Source organism: Azospirillum argentinense (genome assembly GCF_000632475.1).
In the GTDB taxonomy this organism is placed as follows: domain Bacteria; phylum Pseudomonadota; class Alphaproteobacteria; order Azospirillales; family Azospirillaceae; genus Azospirillum; species Azospirillum baldaniorum.
This window is the reverse complement of record NZ_CP007793.1, coordinates 1384483-1408067: the sequence shown is the minus strand read 5'-3', so window position 1 is coordinate 1408067 and position 23585 is coordinate 1384483. Positions and strand designations below refer to the sequence as shown.

Here is a 23585-nt window from a genome sequence, read left to right as displayed (position 1 = left end):
GAAAGGAGCCAGTCTTGCCCGTCCTGCCCTGTCCCCCAAACCCTGAATCGGTCACTCTGCCGCCGCGCCGCGCCATGAAGGTCGCGCGCTGCCACGTGCTCGTCGTCGGCGGCGGTCCGGCCGGCATGGGGGCGGCCATCGGCGCCGCCCAGTCGGGGGCCGACACCATCCTGGTGGAGCGTTACGGCTTCCTCGGCGGCAACGCCACGGCCGCCCTCGTCATGCCCTGGATGAGCTTCTACACCCAGCGCGGATCGGTGGCGGTCGTGGACAACACCCGCCTGATGCCGCAGGACCACGGCCCTGGCGAGCCGGTGGTGGGTGGGGCGCTGGCCGTCTTCCTGGGCCGGCTCTACACCAACCAGGGGGCCATTCCGCCCTCGCCGGATACCGGCTTCACCGTTCCCTTCGACCCGGAGGTGCTGAAGGTCACCGCCCAGCAGATCCTCGACGAAGCCGGGGTGAAGGTGCTGCTGCACGCCTTCGCCTCCACCGTCCTCGGCGAGCCGGGCAAGCCCGACGCGGTGGTCTTCGAGACGAAGTCCGGCCCGGTGGTCATCGAGGCCGACGTGATCGTCGATTGCACCGGGGACGGCGACATCGCGGCGCTGGCCGGCTGCGACTATGAGGTCGGGCGGGAGGAGGACGGGCTGACCCAGCCGATGACGCTGATGTTCCGCATGGTCGGCTTCGACCACGACGCCTTCAACGGCTATGTGCGGGAGCATCCGACGCAATGGCGCGGCGTGCACGGGCTGTGGGACCTCGTGTCGAAGGCCACCGCCAACGGCGACCTCGATCTGGCGCGCGAGGACATCCTGTTCTTCGCCACCACCCACCCCGGGGAGATCGCCCTGAACTGCACGCGGGTCACCGGCGCTCTGGGCACCGACGTCTTCGACCTGACCCGCGCGGAGTGGGAGAGCCATCGGCAGGCCGCGCAGATCGCCAATTTCCTGCGCAAATACGCCCCCGGCTTCGCTGACGCCTACACCTGCCAGACCGGCACCGGAATTGGCATCCGCGAGACGCGGCGCATCGTCGGCGATTATGCCATGACCGCGGACGATGTGCTGGGCGCGGCGAAGTTCAAGGACGCCATCGCGCGCGGCACCTACCCGGTGGACATCCACAGCCCGACCGGCCGCGGCACGGTGCTGAAGCGCGTGCCCTCCGGCGAATGGTACGAGGTGCCGATGCGGGCGCTTCTGCCCAAGGGGACGGAGAGGCTGCTGGTGGCCGGACGCTGCATCTCCGGCAGCCACGAGGCCCATTCCTCCTACCGGGTGACGCCCACCTGCATGGCGACGGGGCAGGCCGCCGGGGTCTGCGCGTCGATGGCGGCGCGGCGCGGCGAGCGCACCCGCGACATCCCGGTCGGCGCCATCCAGCGCGAGCTGCTGCGCCAGGGGGCCCTGCTGCGCGAGCCGGAGGCGTAAGGCTTCCCTGGGGTCAGCGCATCGCGAAGAGTTCCTGGTGGAAGCGCTGGTCCACCGGCAGGCCGTGGGCCGCGAAGTCGTGCCGCAGCGCCTGCCCGAAGCCCGTCGGGCCGCAGAACCAGACGCTGGCGTCGCGCCATTCCGGCACCAGCGCACGGATGCGCTCGCCATCCAGACGGCCGTCGCGGCTGTCGATCAGGACATGGAGGCGAACCCCCGCCGCCGCGGCGTCGGCGGTGAGCTTCGCGATCGCGTCCCCGTCGTACTCGCTGGTGGTGTGGAAGAAATCGATGGTTTGCCGTGGCCGCTCGACGCTTGCCGCCAGGAACTTCATGCGGGCGATGAAGGGCGTGACGCCGATCCCGCCGCCCACCCAGATCTGGTGCGGGCAGGGGTCGTCGAAGGTGAAGCAGCCGTAAGGTCCTTCCACCGTCACCGCTTGGCCGACCGCCAGCCGTTCCCGCAGCCGCCGGGTGTGGTCGCCAAGCTCCTTGACCACGAAGGTGATCCGGCGCTCGGCGTCGTTCCAGGCCGAGGCGATGGTGTAGGGATGGGCCCCCTCCGCCCTATCCGAGGTGGCGAAGGCGAACTGGCCCGCCTTGTGGCCCGGCCAGCCCTGCGGAACATGGATGGCGACCTCCAGCGTGCGCACACCCGGAAAGTAATGGAGGGCGCTGATCGTGCCGGGAACCCGCCGGTCGGCGGCGACCCGGCCGAGCAGCACCACGACGGCGGCCCAGGCGCTGGCGGCGAGCAGAGGCGCCATCACCCAGCCGATGGGCAAACGCCAATAGGCGAAGTCCGTCAGCACGACGGCGTGGAAAACCAGCACGAGATAGGTGATCGCCAGCAGGCGGTGCGTCTTGAAGAACATCCGGTAGGGGAGGCGCTTGAACAGAGCCAGCGCGATCAGCAGCACGGCCGCGTAGAAGGCCCATTCGCCAAGCCATTCGGCGGTGCCACGCAGGCTGCGGAGCGACTGTTCGAGGGAGCTGTCGGGAATCGCCCGCGGCCCCCGCTGCGGCCGGGCCAGCCACCCCCAGCCCACCGCCCATTTCGGCCCCTGGGCCCACAGCCAATGGACGATCGCCGCGACGAGGCCGGCGATGCCCAGCCATTTGTGCAGGCGGTACATCTTGTCGAGGCCGCCGAACCACGCCTCGGGCCAGCGCGGTCGCAGCGCCAGGATCGTCGCCATGCCCATGCAACCGATGGCGATGAGTCCGCTGTACTGGACCAATGCAGCGCGAAGACCGAAAAAGCTGTCCGCCGAAAACACGCCGGGTTCAGCGGCAAGCCATAAAATCGTGAGAAGGGTTGAAATACCCCATAAAGACAGTTTGATTCTTTTCACGGCGACATCCTCCGTGTCGGCCACCGTCGAGGTGCGGATGGAGGGATGCTTCGCTATCGCCTTTCCGGTGACAAGCCGATTCCGATCATCGCAGCCATTCGAATCTTCGGCCACGACAATGGCGGGGGAGCGCGGTAAACCCGGTTACTTGCGAATCCAGACCTTGGTTTCCATGAAGCGGTTGGCGAGGAAGCGGTAGGTATGCTTCTGCAACTGCTCGATGGCGGTTGACTTCTCCACCGGTGTGGTGTCCCAGGCCTGGAGGATGTCCTCCCACTCCAGCAGCCGGGCGCGCAGGTCGTCGCGGATCTTGCGGATGAATGTCACGGTGGTATCGAACGACTTCAGTGCGCCGAAAATCTCGCCGGTCTGGGCGTCCGCCTGCTCGAAGATGGCGTCATAGTCCTTGAGCGGCTTGCCCAGCAGCCCCTGCATGCGCGCGACCTCATTGCACAGGGTGCGGTCGGTCCGATAGATCTGGGTCAGCCGGGTCAGCTTGCCGCTGATGGCGCGGATGGCGTTGAAGCGGTCGCGCAGCGCCTCGATGTAGGACAGCTCCTGGGTCAGGTCCTCGATACGGTCGGTCAGGTACTGCTCGTAATTGTCCTTCAGGTTGAGCTTCGCCGCGATGTCCTTGAAGGCGGCCTTGACGCGCTGCTTGGTCTGCGGGTCCTCGACGATCTGCTCCAGCTCGTCGGCCTTCACCACGATCATCTCGCTTCCGGAGATCGAGGAGACGAGCTGCACCGTCAGACGTCCCCGTGCGATGGTCCGGTGCTTCTCCTCCACCGACCAGGAGGCGCGGCCGTCCAGCAACTCCCCGGGAATCTGCTCGCCGGGGCGGATCTGCTTCACATAGGCCAAGCCCTTTTCGACCACATCCAGCAGCTTGGAGTCGCGGCTGTCCTCCTTGATGTCGAAGGATTCCATCAGCGTGTTGAAGGGCAGGGCGGCCTTCAGATCCCCCAGCAGGATGTGGAGCACCGGCTGCTTGGAGGAAGGGTCGATGCAGAAGAAGGCCCCGGACAGGCTGAACACCTTGTGCTCGAAATCGAAATGCGTGTCCCGCATCGGCGCCGCGGGCGCCGCCTCGGCATCGGCTTCCGTGCTTCCGGTTTCGGGATCGGGGACATCGGACATGGGCAGGGACCGGAAGCGGGAATGGGACGGGGAGGTTACAGCAGATCGCGCAGCCGGAACCAGAGCATCGCGAGGACAAGCGCCGGTGTGCGGAATCGCCGCCCGCCGGGGAAGGGCAGGTGGGGCACGCGGGCGAACACGTCGAACCGCTCAGCCGTGCCGCGGATCGCCTCCGCCATGACCCGACCGGCCATGCCGGCCAGCGCCACCCCGTGACCGGAATAGCCGTGGGCGAAATAGGTGGTCGGCGTCAGCCGCCCGACATGCGGCATGCGGTTCATGGTGATGGCGACGTGGCCGCCCCAGAAATGGTCGACCGCGGCGTCGCGGAGCTGCGGGAAGACCGCCAGCATCTTGGACCGCATGGCGATTTTCAGCCCCGGCGCGTCCAGTCCGGAATAACTGACACCGCCGCCGAACAGCAGCCGGTAGTCGGCGGAACGGCGGAAGTAGTTCAGCACGAAGTTCATGTCGCTGACCGCTATATTGGTCGGCAGCAGAGACGTTGCGGCGTCCTCACCCAGCGGCTCGGTGGCGATCATGTAGGTGGCGACGGGCATCACCTTGGCCGACAGGAGCGGCGCCAGAGATCCCAGATAAGCGTTCCCGGCCAGCACGAGGAAGCGCGCCGTCACCCGCCCATTCGCCGTGCTGGCGACGGGGCGATCCCCGGTGTCGATGGCGGTGACCCGGCTGTCCTCGAAGAGGCGCACGCCGGCCCGGGCGGCGGCGGCGGCGAGGCCCAGCGCATAGTTCAGCGGGTGCAGATGGCCGCTTCCGTCGTCGGCCAGCCCGCCGACATAGGCGTCGCTGCCCACCACCGCCCGCATGGCTTCGCGGTCGAGCGCGCGGACCTTGTTGTAGCCGTAGCGGTCGCGCATCTCGCGCTCCATCGCGGCCACGTCGTCCATGTGGCGCCGCTTCACCGCCGCGTGGGCGAAGCCCCAGGTGAGGTCGCAGGGAATGGCGTGCTTCGCAACGCGTTCCGCCAGAAGCGCCTTGGACTCCTCACCGAGGTCCCACAGCCGCCGGGCATCCTCCGCCCCGACCCAGCGCTCGATGGTGCTCATCGACTTGTTGTAGCCGGTGATGATCTGTCCGCCGTTGCGGCCCGACGCGCCCCAGCCGACGCGGTTGGCCTCCAGCAGAACCACGTCGTAGCCCTGCTCGGCCAGTTCCAGTGCGGTCATCAGCCCGGTGTAGCCGCCGCCGACCACGCAGACGTCGCAGGACAGCGTTCCCTCCAACGCCGGGTGCTGCGGATATGGAGTCGCGGTGTCGGCGTACCACGAGCGGATGTGGGATGATGTCGGCATGAGCGCCGAGTTAGGGGAGGGACCCCCGCCCCGTCAATGATTCCAGCGGTCATATGGGCAGGATCTTTGTTCCCCTCTGGCGCGAGGAGGGGGTGCGGGATCATAGTAAGGCGGTCGTTCACAGCAGGGAGGGGCTGCCCACCGTCCGGTGCGGTCCATACGTTCATGGGTTTCATGGAAGACTTCATCAAGAAGAACCGCATCACCGAAGTGGAATGCCTCGTGCCCGACATGTCGGGCATCGCGCGCGGCAAGATCGTGCCCGCCGAGAAGTTCCTGCGCATCCTGCGCGACCGCGGTCTGCGGCTGCCCGAGGCGATCTTCGTCCAGACCGTGACCGGGGAGTATCCGGAGGACGATTCGGTCACTTCGGATGAGAATTCCGACATCTACATGATCCCGGACGAGCGGACGATCCGCTTCGTCCCCTGGTACGAGGAGCCGACCGCCCAGGTCATCACCGACTGCGTCTACGCCGACGGCAGCCCGGTGAACTTCTCGCCCCGCCATGTGCTGAAGCGGGTGCTGTCGCTCTACGAGGAGCGCGGCTGGAAGCCGATGGTGGCGCCGGAGCTGGAGTTCTTTCTCGTCCAGGTCAACAAGGACCCCGACTATCCGCTGGTGCCGCCGGTCGGGCGCAATGGGCGGGTGGAGAGCGGACGGCAGGCCTTCGGCATCGACGCGGTGAACGAGTTCGATCCGATCTTCGAGATGGTCTACGACTTCTGCGAGGCGCAGGACATCGACATCGACACCCTGACCCACGAGGCCGGGGCGGCGCAAATCGAGATCAACTTCAACCACGGCGACGCGCTGGAACTGGCCGACCAAGCCTTCCTGTTCAAGCGGACGGCGCGCGAGGCGGCGCTGCGCCATCAGGTCTACGCGACCTTCATGGCCAAGCCGATGCAGAACGAGCCGGGCAGCGCCATGCACATCCACCAGTCGGTGGTCGATGCGGATTCCGGACGCAACCTGTTCTCCGACGCCAACGGGGCGGACACGCCGCTGTTCATGTCCCACATCGCCGGGCTCCAGAAGTATCTGCCCTACGCGATGCCGCTGCTGGCGCCGAACGTGAACTCCTACCGGCGGCTGGTGCCGAACTCCGACGCGCCGATCAACGTGCATTGGGGTCGCGACAACCGCACCACCGGCCTGCGCGTTCCCGTCTCGCCCGCCGATTCGCGCCGGGTGGAGAACCGGGTGGCCGGCGCGGATGCGAATCCGTACCTCGCCATCGCCGCCTCGCTGGCCTGCGGCTATCTCGGCATGGCCCAGGGGCTGGAGCCGACCGACCCGGTGAAGGGGTCCGCCTACCGGCTGGCCTTCACCCTGCCGCGCCACCAGGGCGACGCGCTCCAGAAGTTCAACGCCTGCAAGCCGCTGAAGGAGGTGCTGGGCGAGAAGTTCCTGGATGCGGTGACCTGCGTGAAGGAGGCGGAGTACGAGGCCTATCACCGGGTGATCAGCTCCTGGGAGCGCGAGAATCTTCTGCTGAACGTTTGAGCATTTTTCCGCCCCCTTCCGCCGCTGCCGCGGAAGGGGGCGTTTGCGTTCCGCAAAACCCGCAAAACCACCCGCAAATCGTTGACAACGAACCCCCCCGTGGGTGCAATAGCGCTCGCGCCGGGGACGCTGCGCGATGCGCGCCGCCCCCCACGTCGAATGGAAAAAAGTCGACCAGTCACGAACTGACGAACGATCCAGAATTCGGGGGCTCTCTGCATGAAACGTTTCGCTCTCAGCGTCATCGGCGCCGTCGCGGCGATCGCCATCGCCGGCCCGGCGCTGGCCCAGGCCAAGAAGCCGGTCAACATCTACATCTGGAACGACTATCTGGGCGAATCGACGCTGGCGGACTTCACCAAGGCCACCGGCTACGACACCAAGGTGGACCTCTACGACAGCCTGGAACTGCTGGAGCAGAAGGTGCTGGTCGGCAAGTCGGGCTACGACGTGATCGTCCCGACCGCCGAGCCGACCTTGTCGCGCATGATCCAGGCGAAGGTCGTGGCGCCGCTCGACAAGGCGAAGATCCCGAACCTGAAGAACGTCGATCCGAAGGTTCTCAAACTCCTCGAGAACTCGGACCCCGGCAACAAGTTCGCCGTGCCCTATCTGGGCGGCACGGTCGGCATCGCCATCATCCCGGAGAAGATCAAGGCTGTCGCCCCCGACGTCCCGCTCGACAGCTGGGACCTGATCTTCAAGCCGGAGGTGGCGAAGAAGGTCGCGGCCTGCGGCATCACCGTGATGGATTCGGCCATCGACGTGATTCCGTCGGTGCTGAACTACCTTGGCCTCGATCCGAACTCCGAGAAGAAGGAGGATCTGGACAAGGTCGAGAAGACGCTGCTGGCGGTCCGCCCCTACATCAAGCAGTTCGTCACCGGCCAGAACATCAACATCCTGGCGGGCGGCGATGCCTGCGTCGTCATGGCCTACAACGGCGACGCCATCCAGGGTGCCGCCCGCGCCGAGGAAGCCAAGAACGGCGTGAAGGTCGAATACATCACGCCGAAGGAAGGCGTGCAGGTGTGGTGGGACACGCTGGCCATCCCGGCGGACGCGCCGAACAAGGAGGGCGCGCACGCCTACATCAACTTCATCCTGGATCCGGCGAACACCGCCGCGATCTCCAACACGGTCAGCTACGCCAACGCCGTTCCGGCCTCGCTGGCCTCGGTCGACGAGGCGGTGAAGAGCAACCCGGCCGTCTTCCTGCCGGAGAACAGCAGCCTCAAGCTGTTCGCGCTGAAGTCGATCAAGCAGACCACCGACCGCGCCCGCACCCGCGTCTGGACCAAGGTCAAGACCGGCAAGTAAGCGCGCCGCGAACCGGCACGCACGACACGCGCCCTGGTCGTTTCCCATCGGGAACGGCCGGGGCGTTCCCATGAGAAGAGGACGCCGAGAGGACCCGCATGGCCGTCCAGCCGATCCGCAAGCCCACGCGCCTGGAACCCTGGCAGGACCCGGGACAGAAGCCCTATGTGCGAATCGAGAAGGTGACCAAGACCTTCGGCGATTTCGTCGCTGTGGACGAGGTCAGCCTGTCGATCTACCGGGGCGAATTCTTCGCCCTGCTGGGCGGCTCCGGCTCCGGCAAGACGACCCTGCTGCGCATGCTGGCCGGGTTCGAGACGCCGACCGAGGGCAAGATCTTCATCGACGGCGTCGACATGGCCGGCATCCCGCCCTACGAGCGGCCGGTCAACATGATGTTCCAGTCCTACGCCCTGTTCCCGCACATGTCGGTGGAGCAGAACGTCGCCTTCGGCCTGAAGCAGGACGGCGTCGCCAAGGCGGAGATCAAGGAGCGGGTGGGGGCCATCCTCGACCTCGTCCAGCTCGGCCAGTTCGGCAAGCGCAAGCCGCACCAGCTCTCCGGCGGCCAGCGGCAGCGCGTGGCGCTGGCCCGCTCGCTGGTCAAGCGGCCCAAGCTGCTGCTGCTCGACGAGCCGCTGGGCGCGCTGGACAAGCGGCTGCGCGAGCGGACCCAGTTCGAGCTGGTCAACATCCAGGAGAAGCTGGGCGTCACCTTCATCGTGGTCACCCACGACCAGGAGGAGGCGATGACCATGTCCTCGCGGATCGCCGTGATGAACCACGGCGTCATCGCCCAGACCGGCACGCCGACCGAGATCTACGAGTACCCGCAGTCCCGCTTCGTCGCCGAATTCATCGGCTCGGTGAACATGTTCGAGGGCAGGGTGGTGGAGGATCAGGCCGACCATGTGCTGATCCGCTCCGAGGACGCCGGCTGCGACCTCTACATCAACCACGCGGTGGCGGTCCCCGCCGGCGCTACGGTTGGCGTCGCCGTCCGTCCGGAGAAGATCGCGCTGAGCAAGGAGCCGCCGGCCAACGCCGCGACCAACGCCGATGGGCGCAACGTCACCAGCGGTATCGTGCGCGAGATCGCCTATCTCGGCGACGTGTCGATCTATCTGGTCGAGCTGAAGACGGGCAAGACGGTGCGCGTCACGGCGCCCAACGTGGTGCGGCGCACCGAGATGCCGATCACCTGGGACGACGAGGTGTATTTGAGCTGGCGTCCCTTCGCCGGGGTGGTGCTGACGCAATGATCGACCTTTTGCGCCGGATCGGCCTGTGGGGGCGGGGGGTGGTGGTCGCCATCCCCTACCTGTGGCTTCTGCTGTTCTTCCTGGTGCCCTTCCTGATCGTGTTCGGCATCAGCCTGTCAGAGGCGATGCTGGCGCAGCCGCCCTACGCGCCGCTGATCGACTGGCTGGTGGACGAGGACGCGGGCACGACCAAGCTCCAGATCCTGCTGAATCTGTCGAACTACCTGCGGCTGGGCGGGGACGACCTCTACATCCTGGCCTATCTGAACTCGGTGAAGATCGCGCTGGTCACCACCGTCTGCTGCCTGCTGCTGGGCTACCCCATGGCCTACGCCATCGCCCGGGCGGAGCCGTCCAAGCGCGGGCCGCTGATGATGCTGGTCATCCTGCCCTTCTGGACCAGCTTCCTGATCCGCATCTACGCCTGGATCGGCATCCTGAAGGCCAACGGGGTGGTGGACAACCTGCTGCAATGGACCGGCCTGACGACGGAGCCGTTCGAACTGCTCTATTCCGACTGGGCCGTCTACATCGGCATGACCTACTGCTATCTGCCCTTCATGGTGCTGCCGCTCTACGCGACGCTGGAGAAGCTCGACCCGACGCTGCTGGAGGCGGCGGCGGACCTCGGCTGCCGGCCCTGGAAGGCGTTCCTGACGGTGACTCTGCCGCTGTCTCTGCCGGGCATCATCGCCGGGTCGCTTCTGGTCTTCATCCCCTCGGTCGGCGAGTTCGTGACTCCGGAGCTGCTGGGCGGCCCGGACACGCTGATGATCGGCCGCGTGCTGTGGAACGAGTTCTTCGCCAACCGCGACTGGCCAGTCGCTTCGGCGGTGGCCATCGCGCTTCTGCTGTTCCTGGTGGTGCCGATCATGGTCTTCCAGCATGTCCAGGGGCGTCAGACGGAGGCCGGTCGATGAAGCAGATGGGAAAACTGGCCTGGGCGCTGTGGTTCGGCTACGCCTTCCTCTACGTGCCGATCGCGCTGCTGATCTTCTACTCCTTCAACGAGTCGCGGCTGGTCACGGTGTGGGGCGGCTTCTCGACCAAATGGTACGCGGAGCTTCTGCAGAACGACCAGCTTCTCGGGGCGGCTTGGCTGTCGCTCAAGGTGGCGGCGATGTCGGCCACCGCGTCGGTGGTGCTCGGCACCGTCGCCGGTCTGGCCTTGGCCCGCTTCGGGCGGTTTCGCGGGCGGACGCTGTTCGGCGGCATGATCACCGCGCCGCTGGTCATGCCGGAGGTCATCACCGGCCTGTCGCTGCTGCTGCTGTTCGTGGCGCTGGAGCAGGCCATCGGATGGCCGGACGGGCGCGGCATGACGACGATCACCATCGCCCACACCACCTTCACCATGGCCTATGTGGCCGTCATCATCCAGTCGCGCCTCGTCAGCCTGGACGAGAGCCTGGAGGAGGCGGCGATGGACCTCGGCGCCCGCCCGGCCAAGGTGTTCTTCGTCATCACGCTGCCGATCATCGCCCCGGCCATCGTGTCGGGCTGGCTGCTCGCCTTCACCCTGTCGCTCGACGACGTGGTGGTCGCCAGCTTCGTGTCGGGTCCGGGCTCCACCACGCTGCCGATGGTCATCTTCTCCAGCGTGAAGTTCGGCATCAGCCCGCAGATCAACGCGCTGGCGACGTTGATGATGGTGGTGGTCGCCACCGGCATTTTCATCGCCAGCCTGGTCATGGCGCGGCAGGACCGTCAGCGGAAGCGGGACGAGCAGATGGCGGTGCAGGGCGGCTGAAAAGCCCCCTGTCGCCCCCAAACACCGCCTCATAGGGGCTATGCCGTTAGGCCGCAGACCACGGGGTGGCCGTTCGCCGTTGCATTTGCTATTGTATTGGCATCTGCAACAGCGAATGAGGTCGTATCGTGCGCGCGCTCTTATGGTTCCCCATGCTTCGTCTTGGTTTTTCGATGCCTTTTTCGGCGCCCAAGCGCCGTTATTCGGACCGTCCGCCCTCCCGCCGCTGAGCGGTCGAGCGCGCTGCCCTTTCGGGCATTCCAGTGGCCCCTTGGTGGCCGTTGCCAAATCCTCCGCTCCGTGGTTAGGGTGACCGTGGGTCACGGGTGACGCCGTGACGACCCGCTCCGGCCACGCACAAGAGCCGGACAGTTCAGGGATTTGGCAGGAGATTCAAAGATGACGACACCGGCGGCGGAAGGCTTCACCATGCCGGGCGAATGGGAACGGCACACGCGCTGCTGGATGGCGTGGCCGTGCCGGCCCGAGACGTGGCCCGAGGGGGCCTTCGACGCCGCCGCTGCCGCCTACACCGACGTTGCCCGCGCCATCAGCCGGTTCGAGCCGGTGACCATGGTCTGCGATCCCGCCGACGTCGCCGACGCTTCCCTGGCCTGCGGGCCGGGCGTCGAGATCCTGCCTCTGCCCATCAGCGACTCCTGGATCCGCGACACCGGACCCAGCTTCGTCACCGATGGGAAAGGGCAGCTGGCCGGCGTCCATTGGCGTTTCAACGCCTGGGGCGGCAACTACCCGGACAGCGCCAAGGACCAGGAGGTCGGGCGCCTGATGCTCGACCATCTCGGCCTGCGCCGCTTCGAAGCGCCCTTGGTCATGGAGGGCGGCTCCTTCCATGTGGACGGGGAGGGGACGCTGCTGACGACCGAGCAGTGCCTGCTGAATCCCAACCGCAACCCGAATCTCGGCAAGGCGGAGATCGAGGAGCTTCTGAAGGAGCATCTCGGCATCTCCAGCGTGATCTGGCTGGGCGAGGGCTATCAGGACGACGAGACGGACGGTCACATCGACGAGATCGCCCTGTTCGTGAAACCCGGCGTCGTCATGGCGATCACCACCGACGATCCCGGCGACGCCAATTTCAAGGCGTTCCAGGACAATTTGGACCGGCTGAAGCGCGCCCGCGACGCCCAGGGGCGGGAGCTGGAGGTCATTCCGGTCCGCCAGCCGGCGCGGCGCGACGAGAACGGCGTGCGGCTGACCCTGTCCTACACGAATCTCTACATCGCCAACGGCGGCATCGTCATGCCGGCCTTCGAGGACTCGGCGGACGACGAGGCCTTCCGCATCGTGCGCCGGGCCTTCCCGGACCGCGAGGTCGTGCAGGTTCCGGCGCTGGACATCGTGCGCGGCGGGGGCGGCATCCACTGCATCACCCAGCAGCAGCCGGCGGTCTAATCCGGCACTTTCAGTCGCTTGCGGAAAGGTTGAAGGCGCGTGTGGCCTTCCCTTTTGAATCGGTCGCTGCGTCGATTCGGACCTTGAATCGGTGGGTGAGCGGGCGCATCTTCTTAATATGCAGTTAAACCCGCTCAACATGCCTCCGATGGCAAAGCCGCAGCCGCCGATTACACCGGCGATGCAGATGGCTATGTCTCCGGCGGTTCAAGCGGCGCAGCAGACCACGCCCACCGTCCGAACCCAGACGGTCCAGGCGACCCAGGCGGTCGGCAAGATGGACCAGACGCGGGAAACGCGCAACGCGACCCAGTCGGGGCAGGCGATCGACCCGCAGACGGCGGCGGTCCAGGCGCGGACCAACGGAGCCGGCTACGGTGGCAAGCAGCGCGGCACGCTCCTCGACGTCAGCGTCTGAGGCGTTTTCACGCGTCCTTTCCGGCTGTTCAATCCGCGCGCTCTCCGCCATTATTGCGCAAAGCCGAGGCGGTTTTTCGCGTTGCCGAAGGCTGTTTCCAGAAAGCTGGTTCGGCTGTAACGCGTTGGAGCCGGTCGCGTGATGCATTCCGCCCTGATCGACATGATCGCCGTCGGACAAACGGACGTTGGCCGTGTCCGGTCGCGCAACGAGGACTCGTTCCACCTCGACCCGGCGCACGGCTTGGCGGTGATCTGCGATGGCATGGGAGGGCACGCCGGTGGCGACATCGCGAGCCGCACCGCGGTGGACGTGGTGGCCGCCGTCATTGCGTCCAGAGACCACGCCTGTGGCCATGGCGGACGGACGCTGTCCCCGGCGGAGGAGGAAAGGGCGGCGGCTGATGCCGCATCGACGGTCCGTTCCGCGGTGGTGGCCGCCAACCGCCGCATCAACGCCCTGAACCGCCAGCGCGGTTTCGCCGAGGGGCGCGGCATGGGCACCACGCTGGTGGGGCTCTGGCGCGTTCCGGGAACCGGGCGCGTGGTGGTGTTCCACGCCGGAGACAGTCGGCTGTATCGTCTGCGCCACGGCGAGTTGCGCCTGCTGACGCGCGATCACAGCCTTTATCAAGTCTGGCTCGACAACGGGCGCCGCGGACAGGCTCCCCAACGAAACATCATCGTCCGCGCGCTCGGCACCGGGGAGCAGGTCGAGCCTGACATCGCCGTTCACGATCTGCAGCCCGATGATCTCTATCTTTTGTGCTCGGATGGGCTGACCGGAATCGTGCCGGAAGGCTTGATTCAGCGGATACTCACCCAACAGCCGCCTCCCGCCGCCGAGGATGTCTGCACCAAGCTGATCGATCTCGCAAACGGGGCAGGCGGGCCGGACAACATCACCCTCATCCTCGCCCGCTTCGTCCTGGTTCCGGCCTGACCGAACGTCAGGGCGCCTTGGTTTTCAGGAATCTTGCGGAGGCCACGGTGGTCGGTGCCGCGGCTTCCAACGCCTGTTTCAGCGCAGGAAGATAGGACGCGGCCGCCTCGGCTTCGGGGCGGGGGGATGGAAACAGCGGCGTCGGGCTGGCGATCACGACGATCAACTCGTGACCGTAGGGCGGCCCGATGCTCCAGAACCGTCCGCCGGCGCCGCGCTCTCCCAGGCGGCGGACCGCGTTGGCCTCCACCCGACCGCTGATCTCCAGCGGATTGGGCAGCAAATGAATCACGTCGCCGTCCGAGGTGAAGTAGTCCACCTGAAGATGGGCCGGAAAATCAGGGGCGGTCACGTCGAACACCAGATCCTGGCCGCCGTCGAGCGCCGTGGCGCCGGCTTCACCCTTGAGGCGGATCGACAGGGGCGCCGCCAAGCCGGTGTTGGTGGTCCGGAGCGCGCTGATCAGGGTCAGGGGCTCGCACAGGGCAGGGGACGCCCGCTCGACCTCCACGGCGGCCCGTTGGCCGGTGCCGTAGTCCTGGGCGAGCAGCGCAAGGCTGTCCGGATCGGTGTCGCCCGCGGTCAAGCCGGAGATCGCAATCCTCTGGTCCTTGCCGACGGCGACCTCCAGCTCGGCGCAATGAAATTCCGCCAAGGCCGTTCGCAAAGCCGACAGGTCGGGCACGGCCGGAACCGGCGGAATGTCCGGTGCGGGAAGCGCCTGTGCGGGCGCGGGCACGCGGTCCGCGGGAGGCTCGGAGTCGGTGGACGCGTGAACCGGCCACGCGGTCGCTCCGATGGCAGCGGCAAGCAGCGCCGCGGCGCATCGATGCCGCCATGTCGTCGGCGCAAACGTCGGCGCGGAGGCGTCGTTCACCGGAACCTGACCGTTGGGTATAAACTGTGGTTTATGTAGCGTGCATTTCCGGCATAGCCAAGGGCAGAGGCCCCTGCTGTCGAGACCAACGACGATCATATAATCTGTATTATGGAAATACCTATAGGCATGTTTCGTATGTCAGAAACGTCAGATACGTAATCCCAATGCGCCTTTGAGGCACGTCGCTGACAGGCTTACCCTAGGTCTGTCAACGACGCGGCGGGTTCGCCATGTTCCTCCAGCGCATTGTCATGCCATCGGGCTCGGTCAGTTGGACAGCCTTCGACGACACCGGCGCCGTGGTGCCCGAGATCCGCGATTTCGTCCTGTTCCTTGAGGCACGCCGCTACGCGCCCAGCACCATCAGGCACTATGCCAATCACGCCGTCCGCCTGGGCAACCATCTGAAGGCTCTGGGCAAGAGCTTCGCCAACCTGACCGCGCCGGAATTCGATCGCTTTCTCACGACCATCGCCCGGCATGATACCGGCGCGACGCCGAACATCGTGCCGCTGCATGGCGAACCTGCCGAACTTTCCCCCAGCCTTCATAACCAAGTTCTCTTTGCCATCAAGGGCTTCTACGAGTTTCTGGACCTGCGGCACAGTTCCGCGGTCTTCGACACGGTCGAACGGCACCGGGGGTTCGAGGCACCGGACGCCTACAAGCCCTTTCTGCACCACGTCGCCGCCCGGAAGGCCCACCGCAAGACCCAGCGGCGGACCGACAAGACGGCCAGGGCTGCCGCCGCCAAGCGGGCCGCCGATTCCCGGCTGCTGCCGGACCAGGTCTTCCGGATCATCGAGGCGGCGACCCTGGCCCGCGATGCCTTCCTAGTGGTCATCCTCTACGTGACCGGCATGCGCATCGGCGAAGCCCGCGGCCTCTTCCACGAGGATTTCCGGCTCGACGAGAACGTCATCTGGATCACGCCGCGCTCCTTGGAGAACGGAGCGCGGGTCAAGAACGGAAAGGCCCGGCCCGTTCCGGTGCCCGACTTCATCATGCGGCTGTACGAGGATTTCCTGGCCAGCGACGAGTACCTGCCGGCCTTCGAGAGCGGCACCGACTTCGTGTTCTGCAACGTCCAGGGCGGGCGGATCGGCCGCGGCCTGACCGAGCACAACGCCTACGACATCCAGGACCGGCTGGTTCGCAAGTCCGGCGTCCCGTTCACCTGGCACATGTTCCGCCATTCCCACGCCAGCGAAACCATCGCCCAGGGCTACAGCCTGCTCGATGTCGCCGACCGCCTCGGCCACGCCAGCCCGCAGACCACCAACAGCATCTACAAGCACCTCTTCAACGCCGAATACCGCAAGCTGCGCCTGAAGAGCCACGAGGACCTGGCTGGCAAGCTGGACAACCTCCGCCGGCAGGCGCTCACCGAGGAGACGCTGAAGTGGCTTTGAGCCTTGTTCATGCCAATCCAACGTCGGACGCCTATTTGGGCGGACTGCGGACGCTAACAGCCGCCATTTCCCCTGCTCTCCTCGACCGTGATCGCTGGGGCTTTCTTACTCTGCGGGACTGCTTCGGCATTGATGAGACATCAAATCTCTATTGTGGTTCGCGCTCCGAGAATACTGTTCTGAGTATCCAGGCGGATGGCCGGAACCTTCAGGAACGGGGAGATGACGACTTCCTCCGAGGGATAGGTTATGATTTCAGCGCCCTTCCGGAACCATACAAGACGGAACTCAAAGCTTTCTTCGCTTGGTGGCTTGCCCATCCCCTGGCGCGCTCCAGGATAGCCCATTACCTGCGTGTCCGATTGATCGGATTTTGTTCTGATCTGGCTTCCGTCGCCGACCGGCCCGGCCCTTGTCTGATCGATTACGGCCACCCCATCGACGCCGGCAACGGCAACGGCAGCACGCCGCTCCGAGCCGTCTTCGAGGCGTGGCTGGCCAGCGGCGGTTGGGCCACACCTACAATGGCGCCGGCGTCCCTCACCCGCCACGCCGACGGTTCTCGGGGCGTTGTAACGAAGGAATACAGCGGCGTTACCAGTACGGCAGCCAATGACGTGATCTTCACGCTTGTTATCTTACGCGAGAAGATGAGGCCTCTGGAGCAGCGAGATCTTATCCTCTTGCGTGACTTGTACCCTGCTGATGATATTGCCGACACGCCTCGCGGAACCCCCTACATCCACTTCTACCAGTTTCAGTTTGAATGGCTGCGCGACACGGCGCGATGTTTTGTTCTCAGCAAGATTGAGCATCGCGAACTGAGCCCGCGTACTCTGACCGCTTACATCTCGCGCCTCGTTCTGCTCGAAACCTGCCTGCGCGAGACGTATGCCAATCCGCGGATCGAGCATGTGACACAGGGGTTCATCTCCGAAACCTTTCTGAACTGGGGGAACGCCCGCCGGCTCGCCGGCAAAAACTGGTATGCCGATGTCTGCAACATGGTGCAGTACGCCTCCGGCTATCTGCCCAATAAGGGTTGGGTCGACATCAAGATCGACAAGCGCAACCTCCGCCGTGTGGAGGGTATGTGGCCGGGCGGCCGCGGCTATCAGTTGAAGGTGGCCGAACGCTCCATTCCCGAAGACGTCGTGGAACGGATGTTCCAGAGGCTCGATACCCTCGACACCGTTGCCAGGCGTCTTCTTATCCTCGACCGCTATACCGGAATGCGCTGCTCCGATCTGCATTCCCTTGATTTCGACTGCCTGAAGGACGATCCCGACGACACCCGATTCATGATCCTGACCTTTTACCAATCCAAGGTGAAAAGGTGGAACACCAAACCCCTGCTCAAGGAGGACGCCGCCCACGCCCTGGTAATCAAGACCATCCAGGACCAGCAGCAGGACGTCCTCCGAGCATGGGGTCGGAGAACGACCTACCTGTTCCCGACGCGCTGGGGCGATGGCGAGGCGCCCATCACGGCCTCCTATTCCCGGAAGGTAATCAACCTATGGATCATTGCACAGCGTATCAACGACAAGGACGGGCGTCCCTGGGAGTTCGGCTGGCACGGCCTACGCCATTTCTACGGGACAGAGTTGGCCCTGCAAGGCCACGACATCGCGCTGATCCAGATGGAACTTGGCCATGCCTCCGCCGACATGACCATGGTTTACATAAACCGCCGTCTTCAGCTGAAAAAGAAGGCCTTGCTGGAGAAGGGCGGCGGTAAGTTCATCGATATCAAGGGCCAAGTGGACGAGAGGATGACCGACCTCGCCGTGCGCAAGGAGGCCGCCCTCGCCGTGGACGTCCCCGGCGGCCTGTGCGCCCTGCCCGGCCAACTGGGAGACTGGTGCGAGCACAACCGCGCCTGCATGACCTGCATCCATTTCCGCGCCGATGCCGACCAGATCGCCTTCTTCGACCGCGAGCGCGGCGCCATCACCCGCACCATCGCCCGCCTCAAGCAGGAGATCGCCGGCTTCCGCCAGGACGGCCGCAGCCGCATGGCCGAGATCGGCGAACGGCGGCTGGCGCACCACGAGGCCCTGCTCGTAAACCTCTCCACCATCATCACCACCATCCAGGCGGAAGGCAGTTACCGTGGCGACACCCGCAGATACCAGCGGCCTGCGTGCCGCAGCGGAGGAGAAGCGCCTCCGCAAGCGCCGGGCCGTTGAGGCCGCCCTTCACGACATGCGCCAGACCGGCGAGGTCATCACCTTCAAGACCGTTGCCGAAAAGGCCGGCGTCAGCCGCGAGTACCTCTACCAGAACTTCAAACCGGACATCGAGCGGCTACGCGCCGCCAGCCAGCACCAGCGCATCGAGGTGGAGGGCGTGCCGACGCGTGTCCGCACCGCCCGCGGCGCCGCCACCATCGAAGCGGCCTTGCGCAACAAGATCACCCGCCTGGAGGCTGAGATGGCGGATCTGCGCAAGCAGAAGACCCTGCTCGAACGCCGCTACGAAAAGGCGCTGGGCGAGGCCGAGGACTGGCGGCAGCGCCATAAGAAGGCGGTGACCGAACTCTCCGGGATGCAGGCGAAACTGGCCCGCTACGACCGCTGAGCGCCGAGCCTGGGGCCGCCGCGGCGCACCCCAGGACCGTGTCAAGTTCGGCGGCGGCCATCGGCTCCCCAGCCTGTACCGCCCCGCCATGCTAAGCCACGCTGACGCCATCCCTCAAGTTCGGCGCCCAAATACCCCCTAAAGCGTCCCGCGGAGCATGCCACCGCTCGAACGCCGGCGCTCAAGCCTCCGCTCCGTACGCCTCCCGCCGCCCTCGGAACTGACATGTCAGCGACGTGCAACCCCTTATTCCACACCGCCAATCGGCATTTCACCCTAGGTAAATGGAAAATAAAACCCACAGGAAGAGAGCAGGGCACCAATCCGTCCCTTCCTGCGTTTCGGCCAATCGACTATCGTCGCGGCTCGTTTCCGCATTCATTCCCTTCGATGAAGGCTGCGCCTTATGCCTCGTTCCTCGTGGCTTTGTTCCTCATGGCTTTTCGGCCCCGCGCTGTCGCTCTGCCTGATGCCATTCGCTGCCATGGCCCAGACGCCCCCCGATTGCGCCAAGCCATCCAGTCGTGCCGACCGCACCATTTGTGCCAGCGCCGATTTGAAAGTGGCCGCCGAGGATGTGGCGACGCTTCTGCGCGACACCTTGGGAAACACGCCCGTCGAAGGCCGGGATGCCATCGAGCGCGCGCAGAAGGCGTTTCTGGCCGAGCGCGACGGTGCCTGTGCCGACGCCTCTGCGATCCCGGCCTGCCGAGCGCTGTATGAGAAACGCGCCGCCGACCTCGCCGCCCAGAACTCTTCGGCCCAGAAAAAGCTGTCCGCGATCGTCGCCGGCATCCCTAAGGACGCCAAGGCTGCCGCCGCGGTGCTTCAGCGCCACAACGGCGCGCCGGCAAAGGCATGGCTGGTCTATCTTTATCAAAGCGGCGCGGTGGCCGTGCCCGACAAGGACGCCACCGTGCGCAGGCTTGTCGATGAAATCCTGAACCAGGATCTTCCGAAAGATCCCTATCTCCATGAAGAGATGGCAAATCTCGGTGACGTTCCGGGCGCGCCGCTGGGCACGCTGCTGCTCTTCCTGCGCCACGTTCTGTCGACCACGGAAATGGACGCGCCCTGCTTCCTGTTCACCAAGCATGGGCAGCCGGCTTTTGAAGCCTTCGGCGCCTTCTGGGGCAACGCGCGCGACGAGACGCCCGGCCTGTGCACCCCACCATCGTCGGTGTTCGATCTGCCGGAGTGGAAAACCGTCTCCGCCCACATGGACCCGGCCATCGAGCCGGCCCTGGTGGAGCGCGGCAGCATCCGTCACGGCTATGAGCGCCAGTTCGAGGTGGACGATCTCCAGGCGTCGATGGTGCCCAGCACGCTTCTGGAATCGCCGATGTCCGCCGAGGCCAGGAAGATGGCCGAACAGCGTGGAAAGGCCGTGACCGCCTTCCGGTCCTGGGACGACTTCGAGGTTTGGCCGGAGAAGGAATATCGTGCGGCGTTGCACGCCCTGCCCTCTGCTATCACTGCAACATCAAAGATTTACCGGGAGAAGTTCAAGCTGAATCCGCAGGCCGCGGATCAGGCGGCCAAGGCGGCCGCGGACCGTTTCATTGCCGGGCGGCTCGGCCTCATCATGTCGGACGACTGACCGTCGCCCTGCCCCATCCCGTCCCGACCTGCCCCAACCTGATGGTGGTCAAAGCTCGATGACGAGCCCGTCATAAGCGGGCTCCACCCCCGGGGGAAGCAGGCGACGGACCGTGTCGTAGTCCATGGTCTGGTCCATGTGCGTCAGATAGGCCCGCTTGGGGCTCACCCGCGCGATCCACTCCAGCGTCAAAGCGAGATGCGCATGGACCGGGTGCGGCGGCTCGATCCGGGCGCAGTCGACCACCCACACCTCGACGCCCTCCAACGCCGCGAAGGCATCTTCATCCAATCTCACAACATCGGTCGAATAGGCAAACTTATCAAACCGATAACCAAGGGTCTTCAGATAGCCGTGATCCTGCTCGAACGGCACGATCCGGTGACCGCGCACTTCGAAGGGGCCTTCCACGGCGCGAGGCGTCAGCACCGGGCGGTAGAAGGGATCGCCAGGGCGCAGGGGTTCGAAGCAGTAGCTGAAACGCCGCTCCAGCGCGCCGAGGTCCTCGGCGCGGCCATAAGCGTCGATGGGGGCGTGCATCGCCCGGCACAGTTCCCGCAGCTCGTCGATGCCGTGGGCGTGGTCGGCGTGCTGGTGCGTCCACAGCACGGCGTCGAGCCGCCGCACATCCGCGTTGAGAAGCTGCTGGCGGAGGTCCGGCGACGTGTCGACCAGAACGCTGACACCGCCCTGCCCGGCTTCCTGATCGTGCTGCCACTCCACAAGAATGGACGGGCGCATCCGATGGTTTCTGGGGTTGGTCGGGTCACAGGAGCCCCAACCGAGACCGATCACGGGAACGCCCCGCGATCCGCCGCAGCCGAGGATCGTGACCCGTTGTCCGGTCATGCGGCGGCCTGTCGGCCCGTGCCGGCGCGGGGGAACAGGCGGAAGAAGTTTTCGGTGGAGATCCGGGCCATGTCCGCCGCGGCCACGCCCTTGACCTCGGCGACGCAGGCCGCGGTGTGGACGACGTAAGCCGGTTCGTTGCGCTTGCCGCGGAACGGAATAGGCGCCAGATAGGGCGCGTCCGTCTCCACCAGAATCCGGTCCAGCGGAACGTCCTTCACGATGGCCCGAAGGTCCTCAGACTTCTTGAAGGTGACGATGCCGGACAAGGAGATGTAGAAACCGAAATCCAGTGCTTCTTCAGCGAGTTGCCGCCCGGAGCTGAAGCAATGCAGCAAGCCGTTGACCGGCTGGCCGGCGGCCTCTTCGCGGACGATCCGCATGGTGTCGTCGTCGGCGTCGCGAGTGTGCACGATCAGCGGCAGGCCGGTCTCCAGGCTGGCGCGGATGTGCCGGCGGAAGCAGTCCTGCTGAACGTCCCGTGGGCTCTTGTCGTAGAAATAGTCGAGCCCGGTCTCGCCCAGCCCGATCACCTTCGGGTGCTTCGACAGCTCGACAAGGCGTTCGATGGACACCCCGGCGATCTCCTCCGCCGCCTGATGCGGATGGACGCCGAGCGAGCATAGGACATCGTCGTACCGTTCGGCGACCGCCAGGATACGGTCGAAGCGCGACAGGTAGGTGCAGATGGTCACCATCCGCCCCACCCCGGCCTGCCGGGCGCGGTCGACGACCGCGTCCAGCTCCTCAGCGAAATCGGGAAAGTCGAGATGGCAGTGGCTATCGACCAGCATCGTTCGTCAGCTCTTCGCTTCGTCCACATAGCGCGGGAACACGCCCTGCGGCGTGGGCAGCGGCGTGCCGGCGACCAGCGCCCCGTCCGCTCCCAGCCGGTCGAACCCGCGGGCCTCCGGCCCCTGCGCCAGCTGATCCAGAATCTTCGCCGAGGCTTCCGGAATGATCGGCTGCGTCAGGATGGCGAGGTGGCGGATGGTCTCGGCCAGCACGTACAGCACGGTGGCCATGCGCGCCGGATCGGTCTTCTTCAGCGCCCAGGGCGCCTGTTCGTCCACATAACGGTTGCCGTCGCCGATCACCGCCCAGATGGCGTCCAGCGCCTTGTGGAAGGACTGCGACTGGATCTCCGCCCGGACGATCGGCAGCAGGTTGCGGGCGGCACCGAGCAGAGCGTCGTCGGCCTCCGTGAAGGGGCCCGGCTGCGGCACGGCGGCCCCACAGTTCTTGCCGATCATCGACAGGGAACGCTGCACGAGGTTCCCGTAATCGTTGGCGAGGTTGCCGTTGATCCGCTGCACCATCTGCTTGTGCGAGAAGTCGCCGTCGTTGCCGAAGGGCACCTCGCGCAGCAGGAAATAGCGGGTCTGGTCCAGACCGTAGGTGTTGACCAGCGTCTCCGGCGCGATGACGTTGCCCAGCGACTTCGACATCTTCTGGCCTTCGATGGTCCACCAGCCATGCGCGAAGACGCGCTTGGGCGGGGCCAGCTTGGCGGCCATCAGGAAAGCCGGCCAATAGACGGCGTGGAAGCGCAGGATGTCCTTGCCGACCATGTGCAGGTTGGCCGGCCAGTATTTGGCGTACTCGCCGCTCTCGTCCGGGAAGCCGACCGCGGTGATGTAGTTGGCCAGGGCGTCCAGCCAGACATACATGATGTGGTCGGGGTTGCCGGGCACCGGAATGCCCCATTTGAAGGTGGTGCGGCTGACCGACAGGTCCTTCAGCCCCGACTTCACGAAGGACATCACCTCGTTGCGCTTGCCGGCGGGGGCGATGAAGTCCGGGTTTTGCTCATAGAATTCCAGCAGGCGGTCCTGCCACGCCGACAGGCGGAAGAAGTAGGACGGCTCCTCCACCCACTCGCACTCGGCGCCGGTCGGAGCGATCTTCTTGCCCGAAGGCGACGTGGTCAGCTCGTCCTCGCCGTAGAAGGCCTCGTCCCGCACCGAGTACCAGCCGGCGTAGCTGCCGAGATAGATCTCGCCGGCCGATTCCAAGCGGCGCCACAGCTCCTGAACCGACGCGATGTGCCGCGGCTCGGTGGTGCGGATGAAGTCGTCGTTGGAGAAGTTCATCAGTGCGACGAGGTCGCGGAAATTCTTCGACACGCGGTCGGTGAACTCCTGCGGCGCGATTCCGGCGTTCATGGCGGATTTCTCCACCTTCTGGCCGTGCTCGTCGGTGCCGGTGAGGAACTTCACGTCATAGCCGTCCAGCCGCATGAAGCGGGCCAGCACGTCGCAGGCGAGCGTGGTGTACGCGTGCCCGATGTGCGGCACGTCGTTCACGTAATAGATCGGAGTCGTCAGGTAGAAGGTCTTCGACCCGGTCATGGCAGAGGCTCTCCCGAGAATGCGCCGGCCCGGCGCGTTGCCGG

Annotated in this window: 20 protein-coding genes; 13 read left to right on the top strand and 7 right to left on the bottom strand. The window is 65.7% G+C overall.

The window, feature by feature from the left end; all coding sequences use genetic code 11:
* Positions 1–14 precede the first annotated feature (14 nt).
* Complete coding sequence (locus tag ABAZ39_RS06655) at positions 15–1439, top strand: FAD-dependent oxidoreductase (protein ID WP_038527858.1); 1425 nt, start codon at positions 15–17, stop codon at positions 1437–1439.
* Between the two features lie 13 nt (positions 1440–1452).
* On the opposite strand, the gene ABAZ39_RS06650 is transcribed toward ABAZ39_RS06655, so the two are convergent.
* From ABAZ39_RS06650 to ABAZ39_RS06640, 3 genes are all read right to left on the bottom strand, one after another.
* Complete coding sequence (locus ABAZ39_RS06650) at positions 1453–2718, bottom strand: ferredoxin reductase family protein (RefSeq protein ID WP_257722221.1); 1266 nt, start codon at positions 2716–2718, stop codon at positions 1453–1455.
* Positions 2719–2937: 219 nt separating this feature from the next.
* Entirely contained in the window at positions 2938–3933 is a 996-nt protein-coding gene (locus ABAZ39_RS06645; RefSeq protein ID WP_038527855.1) for a hypothetical protein, read from the bottom strand.
* A gap of 35 nt (positions 3934–3968) precedes the next feature.
* Entirely contained in the window at positions 3969–5249 is a 1281-nt protein-coding gene (locus ABAZ39_RS06640; protein ID WP_038527853.1) for an NAD(P)/FAD-dependent oxidoreductase, read from the bottom strand.
* 165 nt (positions 5250–5414) lie between these two features.
* Here ABAZ39_RS06640 and ABAZ39_RS06635 point away from each other — a divergent pair, with 165 nt between their 5' ends.
* The 8 genes from ABAZ39_RS06635 to ABAZ39_RS06600 all read left to right on the top strand — a co-directional run bounded on the left by ABAZ39_RS06635 (position 5415) and on the right by ABAZ39_RS06600 (position 13866).
* The gene (locus ABAZ39_RS06635) at positions 5415–6758 is read left to right on the top strand and encodes a glutamine synthetase family protein (protein ID WP_014240470.1); all 1344 of its coding nucleotides are present in this window, start codon (positions 5415–5417) and stop codon (positions 6756–6758) included.
* A 219-nt stretch (positions 6759–6977) separates the two neighbouring features.
* Positions 6978–8078: an extracellular solute-binding protein gene (locus ABAZ39_RS06630; protein WP_038527852.1), complete on the top strand. Its 1101-nt coding sequence runs from the start codon at positions 6978–6980 to the stop codon at positions 8076–8078.
* A gap of 98 nt (positions 8079–8176) precedes the next feature.
* Complete coding sequence (locus tag ABAZ39_RS06625) at positions 8177–9340, top strand: ABC transporter ATP-binding protein (protein WP_038527850.1); 1164 nt, start codon at positions 8177–8179, stop codon at positions 9338–9340.
* Positions 9337–10260: an ABC transporter permease subunit gene (locus ABAZ39_RS06620; protein ID WP_035673867.1), complete on the top strand. Its 924-nt coding sequence runs from the start codon at positions 9337–9339 to the stop codon at positions 10258–10260. The genes ABAZ39_RS06625 and ABAZ39_RS06620 overlap by 4 nt, the downstream gene beginning before the upstream one ends.
* Positions 10257–11090 (top strand): ABC transporter permease subunit, encoded by an 834-nt coding sequence (locus ABAZ39_RS06615; RefSeq protein ID WP_014240466.1) that lies wholly within the window; start codon positions 10257–10259, stop codon positions 11088–11090. The genes ABAZ39_RS06620 and ABAZ39_RS06615 overlap by 4 nt, the downstream gene beginning before the upstream one ends.
* Before the next feature lie 399 nt (positions 11091–11489).
* The gene (locus tag ABAZ39_RS06610) at positions 11490–12506 is read left to right on the top strand and encodes an agmatine deiminase family protein (RefSeq protein WP_038527848.1); all 1017 of its coding nucleotides are present in this window, start codon (positions 11490–11492) and stop codon (positions 12504–12506) included.
* Positions 12507–12693: 187 nt separating this feature from the next.
* Positions 12694–12924, top strand: a complete 231-nt coding sequence (locus ABAZ39_RS06605; RefSeq protein ID WP_247874882.1) for a hypothetical protein — start codon at positions 12694–12696, stop codon at positions 12922–12924.
* A 141-nt stretch (positions 12925–13065) separates the two neighbouring features.
* A complete protein-coding gene (locus tag ABAZ39_RS06600; RefSeq protein ID WP_038527845.1) occupies positions 13066–13866 on the top strand; it encodes a PP2C family protein-serine/threonine phosphatase in 801 nt (266 codons plus the stop codon).
* A 7-nt stretch (positions 13867–13873) separates the two neighbouring features.
* On the opposite strand, the gene ABAZ39_RS06595 is transcribed toward ABAZ39_RS06600, so the two are convergent.
* Positions 13874–14743, bottom strand: coding sequence for a DUF4384 domain-containing protein (locus ABAZ39_RS06595; protein ID WP_144243469.1), 870 nt, complete (start codon positions 14741–14743; stop codon positions 13874–13876).
* Positions 14744–14976: 233 nt separating this feature from the next.
* Here ABAZ39_RS06595 and ABAZ39_RS06590 point away from each other — a divergent pair, with 233 nt between their 5' ends.
* From ABAZ39_RS06590 to ABAZ39_RS06575, 4 genes are all read left to right on the top strand, one after another.
* Entirely contained in the window at positions 14977–16158 is a 1182-nt protein-coding gene (locus ABAZ39_RS06590; RefSeq protein ID WP_038527841.1) for a tyrosine-type recombinase/integrase, read from the top strand.
* Positions 16149–18350, top strand: coding sequence for a tyrosine-type recombinase/integrase (locus tag ABAZ39_RS35435; protein WP_144243468.1), 2202 nt, complete (start codon positions 16149–16151; stop codon positions 18348–18350). The genes ABAZ39_RS06590 and ABAZ39_RS35435 overlap by 10 nt, the downstream gene beginning before the upstream one ends.
* On the top strand, positions 18274–18741 hold the full coding sequence (locus ABAZ39_RS32865) for a DUF6262 family protein (protein ID WP_144243467.1): 468 nt from the start codon (positions 18274–18276) through the stop codon (positions 18739–18741). Before ABAZ39_RS35435 ends, ABAZ39_RS32865 begins: the two co-directional genes overlap by 77 nt.
* 484 nt (positions 18742–19225) lie before the next feature.
* Positions 19226–20341, top strand: coding sequence for a lysozyme inhibitor LprI family protein (locus tag ABAZ39_RS06575; RefSeq protein WP_160174802.1), 1116 nt, complete (start codon positions 19226–19228; stop codon positions 20339–20341).
* Between the two features lie 48 nt (positions 20342–20389).
* Here ABAZ39_RS06575 and ABAZ39_RS06570 read toward each other — a convergent pair whose 3' ends face one another.
* Genes ABAZ39_RS06570 through metG form a run of 3 tightly spaced genes read right to left on the bottom strand, consistent with a single transcriptional unit; the run spans position 20390 to position 23541 of the window.
* Positions 20390–21190: an MBL fold metallo-hydrolase gene (locus ABAZ39_RS06570; protein WP_038527835.1), complete on the bottom strand. Its 801-nt coding sequence runs from the start codon at positions 21188–21190 to the stop codon at positions 20390–20392.
* Positions 21187–21984, bottom strand: coding sequence for a TatD family hydrolase (locus ABAZ39_RS06565; RefSeq protein ID WP_038527833.1), 798 nt, complete (start codon positions 21982–21984; stop codon positions 21187–21189). The genes ABAZ39_RS06570 and ABAZ39_RS06565 overlap by 4 nt, the downstream gene beginning before the upstream one ends.
* Before the next feature lie 6 nt (positions 21985–21990).
* Positions 21991–23541 carry a methionine--tRNA ligase gene (gene metG, locus ABAZ39_RS06560; RefSeq protein ID WP_038527831.1) on the bottom strand — a complete coding sequence of 517 codons (1551 nt, stop codon included), beginning with the start codon at positions 23539–23541 and terminating at the stop codon, positions 21991–21993.
* Positions 23542–23585 lie beyond the last annotated feature (44 nt).